At 65.7% G+C, this 16,945-nt stretch carries 14 protein-coding genes; 1 reads left to right on the top strand and 13 read right to left on the bottom strand.

Features of this window, described 5'->3' with window-relative positions:
• Window positions 1–19: 19 nt before the first annotated feature.
• The 13 genes from BJF89_RS04770 to BJF89_RS04830 form a co-directional block, all read right to left on the bottom strand.
• Complete coding sequence (locus BJF89_RS04770) at window positions 20–397, bottom strand: helix-turn-helix domain-containing protein (protein ID WP_075812735.1); 378 nt, start codon at window positions 395–397, stop codon at window positions 20–22.
• A 102-nt stretch (window positions 398–499) separates the two neighbouring features.
• Complete coding sequence (locus tag BJF89_RS04775) at window positions 500–1,078, bottom strand: CinA family protein (RefSeq protein WP_075812737.1); 579 nt, start codon at window positions 1,076–1,078, stop codon at window positions 500–502.
• A complete protein-coding gene (pgsA, locus tag BJF89_RS04780; protein ID WP_075812739.1) occupies window positions 1,071–1,715 on the bottom strand; it encodes a CDP-diacylglycerol--glycerol-3-phosphate 3-phosphatidyltransferase in 645 nt (214 codons plus the stop codon). Before pgsA ends, BJF89_RS04775 begins: the two co-directional genes overlap by 8 nt.
• Before the next feature lie 75 nt (window positions 1,716–1,790).
• Window positions 1,791–2,834: a TerC family protein gene (locus BJF89_RS04785; RefSeq protein WP_075812741.1), complete on the bottom strand. Its 1,044-nt coding sequence runs from the start codon at window positions 2,832–2,834 to the stop codon at window positions 1,791–1,793.
• A gap of 170 nt (window positions 2,835–3,004) precedes the next feature.
• A complete protein-coding gene (locus tag BJF89_RS04790) occupies window positions 3,005–6,310 on the bottom strand; it encodes a DNA translocase FtsK (RefSeq protein ID WP_083650499.1) in 3,306 nt (1,101 codons plus the stop codon).
• Window positions 6,311–6,389: 79 nt separating this feature from the next.
• A complete protein-coding gene (locus BJF89_RS04795; protein ID WP_075812745.1) occupies window positions 6,390–7,004 on the bottom strand; it encodes a TIGR03085 family metal-binding protein in 615 nt (204 codons plus the stop codon).
• A 54-nt stretch (window positions 7,005–7,058) separates the two neighbouring features.
• On the bottom strand, window positions 7,059–9,239 hold the full coding sequence (locus BJF89_RS04800) for a ribonuclease J (RefSeq protein ID WP_075812747.1): 2,181 nt from the start codon (window positions 9,237–9,239) through the stop codon (window positions 7,059–7,061).
• Window positions 9,240–9,246: 7 nt separating this feature from the next.
• Complete coding sequence (dapA, locus tag BJF89_RS04805; RefSeq protein WP_075812749.1) at window positions 9,247–10,149, bottom strand: 4-hydroxy-tetrahydrodipicolinate synthase; 903 nt, start codon at window positions 10,147–10,149, stop codon at window positions 9,247–9,249.
• Between the two features lie 65 nt (window positions 10,150–10,214).
• Window positions 10,215–10,973, bottom strand: a complete 759-nt coding sequence (thyX, locus tag BJF89_RS04810; protein ID WP_075812751.1) for an FAD-dependent thymidylate synthase — start codon at window positions 10,971–10,973, stop codon at window positions 10,215–10,217.
• Window positions 10,974–11,026: 53 nt separating this feature from the next.
• The gene (gene dapB, locus BJF89_RS04815; protein WP_075813334.1) at window positions 11,027–11,794 is read right to left on the bottom strand and encodes a 4-hydroxy-tetrahydrodipicolinate reductase; all 768 of its coding nucleotides are present in this window, start codon (window positions 11,792–11,794) and stop codon (window positions 11,027–11,029) included.
• Window positions 11,795–11,853: 59 nt separating this feature from the next.
• Window positions 11,854–14,088: a polyribonucleotide nucleotidyltransferase gene (locus tag BJF89_RS04820; RefSeq protein ID WP_075813336.1), complete on the bottom strand. Its 2,235-nt coding sequence runs from the start codon at window positions 14,086–14,088 to the stop codon at window positions 11,854–11,856.
• Between the two features lie 461 nt (window positions 14,089–14,549).
• A complete protein-coding gene (rpsO, locus tag BJF89_RS04825) occupies window positions 14,550–14,819 on the bottom strand; it encodes a 30S ribosomal protein S15 (protein ID WP_038548233.1) in 270 nt (89 codons plus the stop codon).
• Window positions 14,820–14,931: 112 nt separating this feature from the next.
• Window positions 14,932–15,939, bottom strand: a complete 1,008-nt coding sequence (locus tag BJF89_RS04830) for a bifunctional riboflavin kinase/FAD synthetase (protein WP_075813338.1) — start codon at window positions 15,937–15,939, stop codon at window positions 14,932–14,934.
• 46 nt (window positions 15,940–15,985) lie between these two features.
• On the opposite strand from BJF89_RS04830, the gene truB reads away from it, so the two are divergent.
• Window positions 15,986–16,942, top strand: coding sequence for a tRNA pseudouridine(55) synthase TruB (gene truB, locus BJF89_RS04835; RefSeq protein WP_075812753.1), 957 nt, complete (start codon window positions 15,986–15,988; stop codon window positions 16,940–16,942).
• The last annotated feature ends 3 nt before the right edge of the window (window positions 16,943–16,945 follow it).

A 16,945-nucleotide genomic window follows, 5' to 3' on the forward strand; every position in this document is an offset into this window, starting at 1 on the left:
TGTGAACCAGGAAAGTATATCAGTGGGAAGCCACAGACACCGGCTCGACCGGTGTTGCCGCGGTGAGTTCGGCTGCGGCGGCATCGAACGCCATCATCGCTGCAGCCTCGATGATGACCTGCGACACCCGGATCCCCAGCGCCATACAGACGCTGGCCAGCAGTTCCGAGGACACCTCTTTGCGGCCACGCTCCAGTTCCGACAGGTAGCCCGGGCTCACGTTCGCGGCGACTGCGAGCTCGCGGAGCGTGCGGTGGGAGTCCTCCCGGAACCCGCGGAGCGTCGCGCCCAGTGCCTCCCGCAGGAGCGGTTCGGCGAGGGTCGTTGGGACCGCGTCAACTCCCGCCAGGTCGACGTCGGGTCGTTCTTTCTCGAGTACCGAAGTGTGCTTTGCCATCACCGTCTCCAACGGTTGGGGATCCCTTTTTGTTCCCGTCCGAGTCTAGTCCACGGCCTCTGCCGACGTCGTAGGAACCGCGTCACGGGCCCCTGAACACCCTCAGTCGTCGTCCTCGACGGCAGCGAGTGCATCCAGGGCGTCGACGGCGTCGACGGCCAGCGACAGTGCACGTGCGGTCGTCGCCGAACGAATGGCGCCCCGCTGGTCCTGACCAGGCTGCCGGGACGAGCCAAGCTCAACGTCGCCGAGGGACACCACGTGGTCGATAGCCTCCTCCCCGTGGCGCGACGGGGACCACACCGCGATGTAGACCTCACCCACGGGGTGACCGTCCTGACTGTCCGGGCCGGCGACACCGGTGACACCGAGTCCGATATCGGCGCCGCACCGGCGTACCGCTCCCCTGGCCAAAGCCCGTGCCACATCAGGGTCGACGGCGCCCCGGGTCGACAACAAGGACTCGTCGACGCCCGCGAGCGTTGCCTTGAGGTCCGTCGCATACACGACGAGACCACCACGGAGCACAGCAGACGCGCCAGGGACGCCCGCGATGGTCGACGCAATGTCACCGGCGGTCAACGACTCTGCCGTCGCCACCGTGACCCCGGCCGACGTTGCGGAAGACACCAGCCTGCGCGCCAGAATGGTGGGAAGGGACGGGCCCGACGGCTCAGGCATCGGAACGGTTCCGGGAATCCAGGAGGTACTGCACGCCGGTCACCACCGTCACCAGGACCGCCACGGCGATCAGCGGGTAGGTGAGCCAGTTGGTCCAGTCCGGCAACGGTGCAATGACCATCGCCACGGCCAACGTCTGCAAGACGGTCTTGAGCTTTCCACCCTTCGACGCGGGAACGACTTTGCCCTTACGCGCCAGGATCATCCGCCATACCGTGATGCCGAGCTCCCGGAAGACGATGACGACGGTGACAGGCCACCAGAGGTCGCCCAGGATATTGAGCGACACCATCGCCGAGATCATCAACGCCTTGTCGGCGATCGGGTCAGCGAGCTTCCCGTAGTCAGTGATCACCTCGTAGCGGCGGGCCAGGAAGCCGTCCAGCTGATCAGTCGCCATGAGCACACAGAAGGACAGCAGGGCCCACCAGCGCAGCGCACTGTCGAGGTCCCGGTCCCCCGCCAGTGGCCCGGCCGCGATCAGCAGCCAGACGAAGACCGGGATCAGGATGATCCGGACTGTGGTCAGGACATTCGGGAGGTTGAACCGGTGGACGGCGCGACCGAACTGCGACCTGCCGGCACCGACCGGTGCCCCGTGGTGGCCGCTGTTGTCGTTGCCGTCACTGTTCTGCATCTCGTGCTGCGTCTCTTGCACGTTTCACATCCTACCCAGTACACGCGGAAGTTGGTGCACCGGCGGTAGCCGGTGTCAGTCGCGTGCGGCGCTCTCGACGGTGGAGTCTGCTGCGGCAGACTCTTTCGCCGCGTCGCGTTTCGACTTCACAAGGCTGGCGACCACGGTCACAGCCAGGACACCGACGATGACGATCAGGGAGACCGCCGTCTCAACCTCCGGGGCGTTGAGCACCGGGTCGCCTCCGTTGATGAAGGGAAGACCGTTCTCGTGCAGAGCATGCAGCACGAGCTTCACACCGATGAAGGCCAGGATGATGCCCAGCCCGTAGGGCAGGTACACCAACCGGTCAAGGAGTCCGTCGAGCAGGAAGTACATCTGCCGCAACCCCAGCAACGCGAAAGCGTTGGTGGTGAAGACGATGTACGGCTCCTGGGTGATGCCGTAGATCGCCGGGATGGAGTCGAGCGCGAACATGAGGTCCGTCATCCCAATGGCGACGAGACAGACCAGCAGAGGGGTCACCGCACGCTTGCCCAGCCGGCGCACCAGCAGCTTGTCACCGCTGTAGTCGTCAGCGACGGGGACCGCCTTGTTGAGGACCTTGATCAGCTTCATGTCACTGGGGTCGCGGGCGGGTTTGTCCGACAGTTCGTCACGGACGACGGTGTAGGCCGTCCACAGCAGCCAGATCCCGAAGATGTAGAACACGTCGGACCAGGCTTCAATGGCTGCGGCACCGAAAGCGATGAAGATGCCGCGGAAGACCAGGGCCAGGGCGATGCCGATCAACAGCACCTTCTGCTGGTATTCACGGGGGACCTTGAACGTGCCCATGATCAGCGCGAAGATGAACAGGTTGTCCACGCTCAAGGCCTTCTCGGTCACGTACCCGGTGAAGAACTCGACACCGTGTGCGTGCGGGTCCCCCGGTTCACCCCAGGTGAACCAGAGGAAGACGCCGAACGCGCAGGCCAGCCCGACGTAGAACAGGCTCCACCAGGCTGACTCCTTGATGGATGGTGCGTGGGGTGTACGCACATGGGCGTAGAAATCGAAGATGAAGAACCCGGCGATCACCGCAATGGTGATGATCCAGGTGAGTGCGTTGACTTCCATGACTGGTCGAAACCTCCGGTCGGCTAGGTGGACCGGAGGTCTCCCCCACCACCGCGAACTACTCGTGGTGGCCGGCACGACCGGGGACCGAAGGCGGTCGCCGTGTTGACGATCAGTGCCGCGGGCGGGGTACTCCCCTCCTGACAGATCCGGATTCTACCAGAAGTATGCTAGAAAGCACCCGTCGTGTGAGAGGAATCTGCCCGGACAACTCTGGTCTGCCCGTCGTCGACCACGGGGATCTCACCGGTGGGATCACCGTCCTGGCCGGTGTACCCACCCGTGGTCGCAGCGGGTGCATCGTATTCTCCACCGTCGACTGCGTCCCCCTGGAGTTCCCTGGGCGCCTCGGCAGGGTCAGCTCCCTTGAGCATCCAGATGATGGTATCCAGTTCGTCCGGCTTCACCAGCACGTCCCGGGCCTTGGAGCCTTCGGACGGCCCCACGACACCATGGGTCTCCATGAGATCCATCAACCGTCCTGCCTTGGCAAATCCGATCCTCAGTTTGCGTTGCAGCATCGAGGTGGACCCGAACTGACTGGTGACGACGAGTTCGACGGCCTGCAGCAGGTCCTCAAGGTCATTACCGATGTCCGGGTCGATGTCCTTCTTCGCCTCGGCGGCCTTGTCCTCGGTGACACCGTCGGTGTAGTCGGGCTCAGCCTGGTCCTTGGCGGCGTCGACCACGGCCTGGACTTCCTCGTCGGTGACGAAGGCGCCCTGCATCCGCAACGGCTTACCCGCACCCTGCGGGATGAAGAGTCCGTCACCCATGCCGATGAGCTTCTCCGCCCCACCCTGGTCGAGGATCACGCGCGAGTCAGTCAGCGAGGACGTCGCGAAGGCCAGACGGGACGGGACGTTGGTCTTGATCAGGCCCGTGACCACGTCGACGGAGGGCCGCTGCGTCGCCAGGACGAGGTGAATGCCTGCGGCGCGGGCCTTCTGGGTGATCCGGACGATCGCGTCCTCGATCTCCTTCGGGGCCGTCATCATCAGGTCCGCCAGCTCGTCGACCACGCACACGATGTACGGGTAGGGACGGTACTCCCGCTCGGACCCGGCCGGAGTGGTGATCTCACCGGACTTCACCTTGCGGTTGAAGTCCTTGATGTGACGCACCCGGGTGGACTTCATGTCCATGTACCGCTGCTCCATCTCCTCGACCAGCCAGGTCAGTGCCGCAGCAGCCTTCTTCGGCTGGGTAATGATCGGCGTGACCAGGTGGGGGATCCCCTCGTAGGGGGTCAACTCGACCATCTTCGGGTCGATGAGGATCAGGCGCACCTCCTCCGGGGTCGCGCGGGTCAGCAACGACACCAGGAGGGAGTTCACGAACGCGGACTTACCCGAACCGGTCGAGCCCGCGACCAGCAGGTGCGGCATCTTCTGGATCGAGTGGGCCACGAATGTGCCCTCGATGTCCTTACCCAGTCCGATGAGCATCGGGTCAGGGTCAGCGCTCACATTCTGGGCGGTGAGCACGTCACCGAGACGCACCATCTCGCGGTCGGAGTTCGGCACCTCGATACCCACAGCGGACTTGCCGGGGATCGGGGTGAGCAGCCGGACGTTGTCCGTCGCTGCAGCGTACGCCAGGTTCGACTGGAGGTTGGTGATCTTGGAGACCTTCACCCCTGGTCCGAGTTCGATCTCGTAGCGCGTCACCGTCGGACCCCGGGAGAATCCGGTGACCTGGGCGTCGATCTTGAACTCCTCGAAGACGTCGGTGATTGCCTCGATCATGCGGTCATTGGCGGCGCTGTGGGTCTTCGCCGTCTCTCCCGGAACGAGCAGCTCCGTGGACGGCAGGAGGTACTCTGCGGAGGTGACGTCCGGGGCACGCTCGACGTCCTCGCTGGCGCGGTCCGTCACGGCACCGGGACTGGTGGCGGACGACGCAGCGACGTCGGCACCCGAACGTGCCAGGATGCGTCGCCTGGTCTCCTCCCGTTCGTCGGCGGCCGACTGTGCACCGGACGTCGGCCGCTCCGCCGGAACCGCGGGGGCCGACGGTGCCGGAGCGGTGTGCTCGGTCTGCGTCGCTTCCTCGTCACCCGGGATTGCCGTGGACGTGACCGGCGAGGCGAGCAGGTCGTCGTCGATGGTCGACGTCGTCTCGGCAGTTCGCCGGGCTGTCCGGGCTGACCGGGACGGACGTGCCACCGGTGCCCGCCCGGTGTCCGCGGACGCCGGGTCGTCCACTGTCGGCGCCTCGAGATCGTCCTCGACAGGAGCCGGGGACGCCTCGCCGCGGAAGACGAGGGTCGCCTGATCGTCAGCCTCCGGATCCACGGGGTAGTTGTCCATGGGCGTCGCTGCGCGCGACGGCCGGGGGCGGGATCTCGGTCGGTACTGAGCGTCGGCGGACGGGCTGCGACGGTCACGCGACGTCGCCCGCGGTGCACGGTCCTGCCTCACAGCATCGTCCAACTCACGGTCCACGGACGCGTACTCGTCGTACTCGTCGTCGGACTCGTTGTAGGAATCATAGGAGTCGTAGCTGCCGCGACGGCCGCGTGCACGGTACCCCAACCAGCCGGCAAGCGAGCCGACCAGTTGCCGGACCGTCATGCCCGTCAGCTGGAGAGCGCCGTAGACGATCACCATCAGTAACAGCGGGACGGCAACGTACTCACTGAACCCGACGGCCATGGGCGTACCCACGAACTGTCCGACGATCCCGCCGGCGGACGCCCGTCCCTCGATCTCCGACGGTTGCCCGGCGAGGATGTGAATCGTCCCGAGGACGGCGAGCACGATGATGCCGATACCGACACCGAGACGCAGCCGCGAACGCTGCGTGGTGTCGACACCCACCATGAGCACCCACGACGTCGCTGCGAGCACGACCGGGACGAGCAATGCCGCCGCGCCGATGAGGTAGGTCAGCACGAAGTCGATGCCGCTTCCCACCGCGCCACCGACGCCGAACCACGAGGTGCCCGCGATGATCAGCGCCAGCGCGAGAGCCCCCAGGGCGGCACCGTCGGAATGACCACCGACACGAATCCGGCTCCCCTGACTGTCGTCGTGTTCCGGCAGCTGTTCAGCATCATCCGGGGTGGCCTGTGCCTCCACGTCGTCATCCGCTCCTTTCGACCGGGTACGGGCCGCTTTCTTCTTCTTCGAGGCACTGGCACGGTCCAGCACGGTGGTCGGCAACTCGTCGGGCGCGTCGTCCTGCCCCACGCTGGTGTCTGGCACGTCCGGAACCTTCACCGAAAGCTTCCGCGCGAGACCGCCGAGGCCACGGGACATTCCCCCCACCATCGAACCGACCGACGAGCCGACCGCACCGAAGGCACCGCCGGTCCGTTCGAAGTCGGCGGTGTCGTATGACGGCGTCCGTCGCGTGCGGACCGTGGCTGACGATGCTTTCGTCGACGAGCCCGCTGACGGACGGGATGATCGCCCAGTGGAGCGCCGGGAGGAGGACCCGGGAGAGGTACGCGTACGACTGGTCGTTGACATGCGCGCCAGTTTAGCCCGAGAACACCACCTTTAACAGTCGCAACACGCGTCACTCCGGTGACACTCATAACACCATCACTCAGAGACTGATCCGGCGGACGGCATCCTCATCTCCGACCACAGTCACGGCACAGGCCTTGATTCTCCCGTAAATCCACAGCAACAACTCGCCCGTTTCACCCGTCACGGTGACCTCCTGTGAGCCGTTCCCTACTCTCACGGACTCACCCGCCCCATCGGTACGCACCAGAGTCACCGCGACACCAGAGCCCCGGATCAGGCCGCGGGAGATCTGCCTGACCGCTCCCCACAGTGTGTCCCTGGTCTCTCGGGGCAGGTCGCGGGGCGACCACTCCCCTCCCCCTCGACGCACATCCTCATGGTGGACGAAGTTCTCCCCGAGGTTGATGAACCGGTCGCCGAGGCGCATCGGGTTCCACACCGGCGGTCCTGCACGGTAGAGCTCCACCAGCTCCTCGAAGTCCCGGCTTTCGTACTGCCGGCTCAACGACGCCAGGTGCCCCGCCAACGGCGGCAGGAACATACCGGCCATCGCGTCCGGACGGTACTCTCGCAGGACGAGGTGGACCGCCATGTCGCGGGTCATCCACCCCTCACACAGCGTGGGCCGGTCGGGGCCCAGGGACAACAGAAGGTCCGCCAGCGCCTGGCGTTCATCATGGGAGACTGTCATGTCTCCCGATGCTACGCGGGCTGCTGACGGACCGTTGTCGTCCGAGGCGGGTGACTACAGGGAGGGGACGTGGTCCTCGGGGTCGAGCTCCTCGACGATCTCGCTCGTCATCGGCACAACCGTCGGAACGATGAAGGGCTCACGCTTCCACTTGTCCTTGACGAACTTGCCTACCTTCCGGCGCAGTGTCTGCGCCATCCGGTAGGGGTCGTTCTCGCCCTGGCCGGAGAGGTCCAGCATGACGTTGTCGACAAGTTCAGCGACCTGACGCATCATGTCCTTGGACGCGTCCGAGAAGCCGCGGGCCTGAACCTGCGGGTCCTCCAGCGGCCGCCCGGTGCGGTTGTCGATGACCACGGTCACCGAGATCAGGCCACCCTCCGACATCGCGGTCCGGTCCTCGAGCTCCTCAGCTCCCACGTCGCCCATGGTGACGCCGTCGACGTAGAGGTTACCGACCGGAATCTGCCCCACGACCGAAGCCTGACCGTTCACGAGGTCGACGACGACACCGTTCTGCGCCAGGACGGTGTGGTCACGTGCCACACCGGTGGAGACCGCCAGTTCGCGGTTGGCACGCAGGTGCCGCCACTCGCCGTGCACCGGCATGGCGTTGCGCGGGCGTGCGGCGTTGTACAGGAACAACAGCTCGCCGGAGTAGCCGTGACCCGAGGTGTGCACCATGGCATCCTTGCCGGTGATGACCTCTGCGCCGATCTGCGAGAGCATGTTGATGACCCCGAAAACGGCTTCTTCGTTGCCGGGGACCAGCGAGGAGGACAGGACGATCAGGTCGCCCGGGCGCACGGTGATCTGGCGGTGCTCACGACGCGCCATACGGGACAGGGCGGCCATCGGCTCACCCTGGGTCCCGGTGGTGATCAGCACGACCTTGTGCGGGGCCATACGGCTGGCCTCGTCCATCGAGACAATGGTGCCTCGCGGCGCGGTCAGCAGCCCGAGCCGCTCGGCGATCTCCATGTTGCGGATCATTGACCGACCGTTGAACGCGACCTTGCGTCCGGCGGCCACGGCCGCGTCGACAGCCATCTGCACACGAGCGACGTTGGAGGCGAACGACGCGATGATCACGCGCTGCTTCGCCTCGGTGACGATGCGCCGGAGGTTCGGCCCGATGGCCGCTTCCGACGGCGAGACACCCGGTGTCGTGGCGTTGGTCGAATCGCAGAGGAACAGGTCGATGCCTTCGTCACCGAACCTGGACAGGGCCGGGAGGTCCGTCGGACGCCCGTCCGCGGGCGTCTGGTCGAGCTTCACGTCACCGGTGTGGACGAGCAGTCCGGCACCGGTCTTCAACGCGATGCCGAGGCACTCCGGGATCGAGTGACCGACGTTGAAGAAACGGAGGTCGAAGGGACCGCGGCTCTCGTGGGAGGTGTCGTCGACCTCGATGAGCTTCGGACGTAGCCGGTGCTCCTGGCACTTCGCGGCGATCAGCGCACAGGTGAACCGCGAGCCGATGATCGGGATGTCCGCACGCTGCTTCAACAGCCACGGGATGGCGCCGATGTGGTCCTCGTGGCCGTGGGTGACCACGAGTGCCTCCACCCGGTCCCACTTGTCGTCGAGGTACGAGAAGTCCGGCAGGATCAGGTCCACGCCCGGCTCCCCCGACGAGGGGAAGAGCACACCGCAGTCAATGATGATGATGCGGTTGTGGTACTCGAAGACCGTCATGTTGCGGCCGATCTCGGAGATACCGCCGAGCGCGATGATGCGCAGGCCGTCCTTCGGGGCCTTCGGCGGCTTGGGCAGCCGCTGGGTCAGGTCGGCGCCCTGCATCGTCTGTACGGCGTTGCGACGACGGTCGCCACCCTGGTTGTTCCGGTTACCCCGGTTACGGTTGCCGCCGCCCTGATTGCTCTGGTTGCCCTGGTTACGGCCTCCGCGGTTGCGGTTGTTACCGCCCTGGTTGTTACCACCGTTGTTGGCGTTGTTTCCGCCGCCGTTACCGCGGCCCCTGGACCGGCGTGACCGGGACCGGTTTCCACCGCCGGAGTTGTTGCCGGAGTTTGCGTCCGCGTTGGAGGACGTCGAAGGACCGGAGTCGGACGCGCCGTCGGTGTCACCGGCATTGCTGTTCGTCTCCGGTGCGGAGTTGGTGGCCTGTCCGCCGTCATTGAAAGTGGCGGTCACGTCCGCAGCGCTGGTGTCAGCGCTCGGCGGAGCGGCCTTCCGGGTCACCTTGCGTGCCCGGGAACGGTTCTCAGTCATAGTGTCCTTATACCCCTGCGTTCCGCAGGTCCTCTGCCAGTCGGTCGATGTCCGCCGACGTGGGTTCGATGATGGGCAGGCGCGGTGCGCCCACCTCAATTCCATGAAGTGTGAGTGCCGCCTTGGCGAATGCCACCCCACCGAGCCGGGCCTGGGCGCGGGTCAGTGGGATCAGGCGGTTGGCGATCGACCGGGCGCCGGTGATGTCACCGGCGTCGACGGCGTCGCGGAGTGCGCGCAGCTGCGGGGCAGCGACATGTCCGATAACGGAAATCATGCCGGTTGCGCCGACAGCGAGCCACGGCACATTCAACGGGTCATCCCCTGAATACCACGCCAGTTCCGTCTCCTCCAGCAACTGCATCGCTGCAGGAAAATCGCCCTTGGCGTCCTTGACCGCCTGGATGTTCGGATGGTCGGCGAGCCGACGAAGCGTGTCGGACTCGATCGGGACCACGGACCGGGACGGAATGTCGTAGAGGCAGATCGGGGTGTCTACCGCATCCGCTACAGCGGTGAAATGCTGGTAGAGCCCCTCCTGACTCGGTCGGGAGTAGTAGGGGGTGACCACGAGCAGGCCGTCCGCACCGGCAGCTGCCGATGCCTTCGACAGCTCCACGGAATCCGCGGTGCTGTAGGTACCGCTGCCGGCGACGAGTTTCACCCGGTCACCGAGCTCAGCGCGGACCGCCTTGAGCAGGTCGATCTTCTCCGAGGGGCGGACCGTGGGTGACTCACCCGTGGTGCCGCTCAGAACAAGAGCGTCACAACCCTGGTCCACCAGGTGTCCCGCCAGGGATACACCGGCGTCCAGGTCGATGCTGCCGTCCTTCGCGAAGGGCGTCACCATCGCCACAGAGACCGTGCCGAAGAACTCGGCTCCTCTTGTCGCTGTCATACCTGTGCTCATGTCAGCATAGGTTACCGCCCACGGCCCCCGATGTGTACCAGGACCCCCGCGACGCGCCGGAGTCGTCAGATGTCGGCGACGTATGGGCTGGTCGCCATCATCGTGCCGTCACGCAGTTCAGTGACCGTGAAGTCATCGAAGATCGCCGGACTGACCCCGCGCAGCAGGCCGAGACATGCCACGGCGACGCGCCGGATCTCCGGGTCGGCGTGCTCCGCGGCACGCATCCCGATGAAATGACGCCATGAACGCATGTTCCCCGTCATCACGAAACGGGTCTCAGTGGCATTGGGAAGGACCGCACGGGCGGCCTGACGGGCCTGCTTGGCCCGCAGCACGGAGTTGGTTTCCGTAGTGGAGCGGGCTTCAAGTGCCTCCAGCAGTTCCTCGTAGGCGTCCCGTGCGACGTCGGTGGCGTGGAGAAGCAGGTCGGCGATCTCAGGGTCGGCGGCGATCGTGTCGGGGACCACGACCTCCGACTGCCCCGGCGGCACGTAGCGCTGTGACAGCTGGCTGAAGGAGAAGTGACGGTGCCGCATGATCTCGTGCGCGCACGACCGCGAGACACCGCGAAGGTACACCCCGGCCGAGGCATGTTCCAGCAGACTCAGGTGACCGACATCAAGGATGTGCCGGATGTAGGCGTCATTCTCCGCGGTATGCGGGTTGGGACGGTCCCACGTCTCGTAGCACGCGCGACCGGCGAACTCGACGAGGTTCGAGGCGTCTCCGCCCGTCTCCGAGGGCTCCCAGGGCACATCCTCTGGAGGCAGGAACGTCGTCTGTGAAACAAGCCTGGCGGAGAACTCGGAGGTGGTGGGCATCGCCTGTGTACGCTTCCCTGTCGGTCGAAGGTGTCTGGAGAGGGTGGCGCGACCTACTCGGCGGGACTACCGAGAGAGTCGAGACCGAGGAACTTCTCCAGACCGACGGTCAGCCCCGGATTCGACGCGATCTTGTCGACGCCCAGCAGCACGCCGGGAACGAAAGACTCCCGGTCGTAGGAATCCTGCTTGATGGTCAGGGTCTGTCCGGCGGCACCCAGGATGACCTGCTCATGAGCGACCATACCGGTCATACGTACCGCATGAACCGGAACACCGTCGACATCGGCGCCGCGGGCCCCGTCCAGTGACTGGTCGGTGGCGTCCGGCTGGGCGCCCAGCCCTGCCGCACGCCGAGCGCGTGCCACGCCCTCCGCGGTGTGCACCGCGGTCCCCGAGGGCGCGTCCTTCTTGTTGGGATGGTGTAGTTCGATGACCTCGGCGGAATCGAAGTACGGCGCGGCGATCTCGGCGAGTTTCATCGTGAGCACCGCGGAGATGGCGAAGTTCGGCGCGACCAGGACTCCGGTCGCGGGTGAGTCTTCCAGCCACTCCCGGACCGTGTCATAGCGTTCCGGCGTCCAGCCCGTGGTCCCGACGACCGCGTGGATACCGTTCGCGACACAGAACTCCAGGTTGTCCATGACGGCGTCCGGAACGGTGAAGTCGACGACAACCTCGGTGCCGCTGTCGACCAGAGCCGCGAGGTCATCCCTGTGGTCGAGGGCCGCAGACAGCTCGAGACCGTCCGTCTTCTCCACGGCGGCGACGACGGCGGTGCCGACCCTGCCGTGGGCTCCGAGAACTCCGACTTTCGTCATGTACATCTACTCCTGAATCATTCCGGTGGTGTGTGGCTGGCGGTTGACGTCCGGAGAGGTCAGTTGGCGTCAACGAGGACCAGGGAAATCTTTCCCCGGTTGTCGATGTCGGCGATCTCGACCTCGAGGGCCTGACCGACCGAGACCTCGTCCTCGACCTTCTCGACACGACGGTCGCCGCCGAGGTTCGAGATGTGGATCAGCCCGTCCTTGCCCGGGAGCAGGGAGATGAAGGCGCCGAAGGCGGTGGTCTTCACCACGGTGCCCAGGTACCGGTCCCCGACCTTCGGCAACTGCGGGTTCGCGATCGAGTTCACCTTGTCAACCGCTGCGTCGGCGGCTTTGCCGTCCGCGGCAGAGATGAAGACCGTTCCGTCATCTTCGATGGAGATGTTCGCACCGGTCTCCTCGGTGATCTGGTTGATCGTCTTGCCCTTCGGCCCGATCAGCTCGCCGATCTTGTTCTGCGGGACGCTGACGGTGGTGATCCGGGGGGCGAACTCGCTCATCTCCTCCGGTCCTGCCACGGCCTCACCCATGGTGGACAGGATCTCCAGGCGAGCGCTGCGGGCCTGAGCCAGAGCGGCGACAAGGACATCGGACGGGATGCCGTCGACCTTGGTGTCCAGCTGCAGGGCCGTGACGTAGTCGGCGGTGCCGGCGACCTTGAAGTCCATGTCGCCGAAAGCGTCCTCAGCACCGAGGATGTCGGTGAGGGTGACGTAGCTTTCCTTGCCGTCGACGTCGCCGGTGACCAGACCCATGGCGATACCCGCCACCGGGGCCTTGAGGGGCACGCCGGCGTTGTAGAGCGACAGGGTGGACGCACAGACCGAACCCATGGACGTCGACCCATTCGAGCTCAGTGCCTCGGACACCTGCCGGATCGCGTAGGGGAACTCCTCACGGGACGGGATCACCGGCAGCAGGGCACGCTCTGCCAGGGCACCGTGACCGATCTCGCGACGTTTGGGGGATCCGACACGTCCTGTCTCACCGGTGGAGTACGGCGGGAAGTTGTAGTGGTGGATGTACCGCTTGGAGTCCACCGGCCCGAGGCTGTCGATGCTCTGTTCCATCTTGAGCATGTCCAGTGTGGTCACACCAAGGATCTGAGTCTCGCCCCGCTCGAAGAGAGCAGAACCGTGGGCACGCGGCACCAGGTCGATCATCACGCCGAGATCGCGGATGGCTGTGGCGTCACGGCCGTCGATGCGGAACCCGTCGGTGAGGATGCGGGTACGCACCAGCTGGCGGGTGACCTCGTTGTGGGCGTTACGGATCTCGGAGGTGCGGCCCTCGAACTGCGCCTCCAGCGCCTCGACGGTTGCGGCCATGTCCTCGGACAGCGCGTCATCGCGCTCGGCCTTGTCGGCGATGGACATGATGCCGGAGAGCTTGTCGGCGGACTCGGACTCGACGGCGGCGAACACGTCCTCGCCGAAGGGCGGGAACAGCTCGAATGCGCGTGCCTGGGCGTCGACCGCGGTGGCCAGTGCTGCCTGGGCACCGCAGAGTTCGGCGATGAAGGGACGTGCGGCGTCAATGCCCTGGGCGACGACGGCCTCCGTCGGCGCCGGCGCTCCCTCGGAGACGCGCTGGACGACGGAGTCGGTGGCCCCGGCCTCGACCATCATGATGGCGACGTTCTCACCGGGGACGGGCTTGCGGCGACCACGTCCCTTACGGACCGGCTCGACGACGCGGCCTGCGACGACGAGCTCGAAGACGGCCTGTTCCTGCTGCTGACGGGTCGGGAAGGCCACCCACTGGCCTTCGGCATGGTCCTCGTCGACGACGAGGGCCATCCGCACGCCACCGACCGGGCCGGAGACCGGCAGGCCGGAGAGCTGCGTGGAGGCTGAGGCGGCGTTGATGGCGACCACATCGTACATGTCGTCGGGATCCATGGACATGACCGTGACCACGACCTGGACCTCGTTACGGATTCCCTTGGCGAAGGTCGGGCGCAGCGGCCGGTCAATCAGACGGCAGGCGAGGATGGCTTCGGTGCCCGGCCTGCCTTCGCGCCGGAAGAAGCTGCCGGGGATGCGCCCTGCGGCGTACATGCGCTCTTCGACGTCGACCGTCAGTGGGAAGAAGTCGAGGTTCTCCTTCGGCTTCTTCGATGCAGTGGTCGTCGACAGCATCATCGTGTCGTCGTCGAGGTAGGCGGTGACGGCGCCGTCCGCCTGGCGTGCCAGCAGACCGGTCTCGAAGGAGACCGTCCGGGTGCCGAAGTCACCGTTGTCGATGGTGGCGGTGGACTCCCAGATACCGGACTCGGCGTCGATGAGTTCAGCCTTGTGGGTCGGCGCGACCGGCGTCTTGGTCGCCGGCGTCTTCTTCTCCGCTGCAGCCTTCGCCGGAGCCTTCTTCGCCTGCGTCTTCTTCGCGGGAGCCTTCTTGGCGGGGGCCTTGGCAGCTCCCGTCGCCCCCGCGGCAGCCGTCTTCTTTGCGGGCGCCTTCTTCGCGGCGGTCTTCTTGGCCGGTGCCTTCTTCGTCGAGGCCTTCTTCGGCTGGGTGTCGTTCTCGTTCTGCGATGTCACGTTGGTGCGTATACCTTCTGCGTCTTTTTCGGTCCCTGTGCCGGTCGTCGGTGCCGGCCTCGGGTACGGATTCTCGTGTTCTGGACAATTACCGCAGATCATCCTACACCACCACCGGCCGAAACACCCTCCCCGAATCCTGGGACGACGAAACCCCGCACACCGTCGGTGACGGTCTACGGGGTCAGTGCCAGCGCTGGGGACGTCTAGCGACGCAGGCCCAGGCGCTCGATCAGGGAACGGTAACGCTCGACGTTGTTCTCCTGCAGGTACTTCAGCAGCCTCTTGCGACGACCGACCAGCAGCAGCAGTCCGCGGCGGGAGTGGTGGTCGTGCTTGTGGAACTTGAGGTGCTCGGTCAGCTGACGGATACGCACCGTCATCAGCGCGACCTGTGCTTCAGGTGAGCCGGTGTCGGTCTCGTGAACGCCGAATTCCTTGAGGGTCTCGGCCTTCTGGTCCTTGGTCAGAGCCATGGTGATTCTCCTGATGGTTGTTTCAGTCCGCGCGAAAGATGAGGACACACCGCCCCGGGGGCGGGCGCCGTTGTGACTACCGCGAACCACAGTCACAGACCGGATGACACTATCATCCCCGCTGGCGGGGCACCAATCTCCGTGTGGCCTCGACATCATTGCCGATGGCCTCGACAAGTTCCTCGAGACCGTCGTAGCTCTCCATGCCACGGATGTGGTCGATGAAACTGACGGTGACTTTCCTGCCGTAGAGGTCGGCCTCATGGTCCAGGACGAATGCCTCCACGCTGCGCGTCTCGTCGCCGAACGTAGGGTTCGTACCGACTGAAATCGCCGCAGGGAGGTGGACGTCGACCGGCATGTCGCCGACCAGGGCGCCGACGGGGTCTTTCTGGGTCGGCAGGATACGGAGGTCTCCGGCATAGACTCCGTCCGCCGGCAGGGCCTGGCTGTCCGGGAAGTACAGGTTCGCGGTCGGGAAACCCAGGGCGGCGCCACCCCTGCCTGCGCCCCTGGTCACGACGCCGCGGACGGTGAAGTTCCGGCCCAAAGCCCCTGCAGCACCCGCAACGTTTCCAGCGGCGAGCTGCTCACGGATCCAGGACGAACACACCGTGTGGCCGTCGGTGCCGTCGGTACCGTCGCCGTCACGCAGCAGTCCGTGGACGGTGACGTCCACACCGTAACGTTCCCCCAGTTCCTTCATCGTCTCCGAGGTGCCGGATGCCTGGCTCCCGAAGGTGAAGTTGTCCCCCACCACCACGGCTTTAGCCTTGAAGAGATCGACGATGACCCGTCGGAAGTACTCTTCCGGGCTCCAGGAGATGATCTCGTCGTCGAAGGCGACCACGAGCATCGCGTCGATACCGTACCGGGCGGCACTCACCGCCCGCTGTTCGACCGTGGCAAGCAACGGCGGGACACTCTTCGGCAGGAAGATCACCGTCGGGTGGGGGTCGAAGGTCATCATCACCGCCGGCACACCGAGCTCCCGTGCCTTGGTGACCGCCGTGTCGATCAACGTCTGGTGTCCACGGTGCACTCCGTCGAAGACACCGATCGTCACCACGCTTCCCTGGAGGTCCGAGGGAACCTCGTCCAGTCCGTTCCAGATATCCACGGACACCACACTACGACACTTCCGGTCACCACCTAGACTGTGCTCCATGCCTGCAAGAGAATCAGCCGACGGGATCATCGCCCGCTCCGGTCTCGTCATCGTCGACAAACCCGCCGGAATGACCAGTCACGATGTCGTCTCACGGTGTCGACGTATCTTCGGCACGCGACGGGTCGGACACTCCGGAACGCTGGACCCGATGGCAACCGGCGTCCTCGTCGTCGGAGTCGAACGGGGCACCAAGTTCCTCGCACACGTGGTGACACACGACAAACGGTACGACGCCACGGTCCGCTTCGGGTCCGCCACCGTCACCGACGACATCGAGGGCGACGCGGTCTCAACGGCACCTGCCCAGGCGATGGACTCCCTGACGGTCGACGGTGTCCGGGAGGCTTTCGCCGCACAGTCCGGCGAGATCATGCAACGGCCCAGCAGTGTCAGTTCAATCAAGGTCAACGGCCGTCGGGCCCACGAACTCGTCCGGGAGGGTGTGGACGTCGTACTTCCCGAACGCCCCGTGACCGTCCACGAACTCGCGGTGTCTGACGTGCGTATCGACGGTGAGGGCGGAGAGCGGGTCGCCGAGGCCGACATCAGCGTGCACTGCTCGTCAGGCACCTACATCCGGTCGATCGCTCGGGATGTCGGCGAGGCCCTCGGTGTCGGTGGCCATCTGAGCGCGCTGCGGCGTACGAGCGCAGGGCCGTTCGCCGTGGCCGAGGCCCGGACGCTCGAGGAGCTCTTCGCCGTCCGCGAGGACACCGGCGCCTCCCCCGCACTGACGATGTCCCTGGACGAGGCCATGTCGATCTGCTTCCCGGTCCGTGAGGTCTCCGGTACGGACGGAGACGCACTGTCGTTGGGTAAATGGCTCTCTCCGGTCGGGATGCGCGGCGTCTATGCCGCCGTCACTCCTGACGGCAGGGCCGTGGCTCTTCTCGAGGAGAAGGGCACGCGCGCATCCAGCGTGTTCGTGGCACGCCCGGCGGGGATGGACTGAGTC

Source organism: Corynebacterium sp. CNJ-954 (assembly GCF_001942345.1).
Lineage (GTDB): Bacteria > Actinomycetota > Actinomycetes > Mycobacteriales > Mycobacteriaceae > Corynebacterium.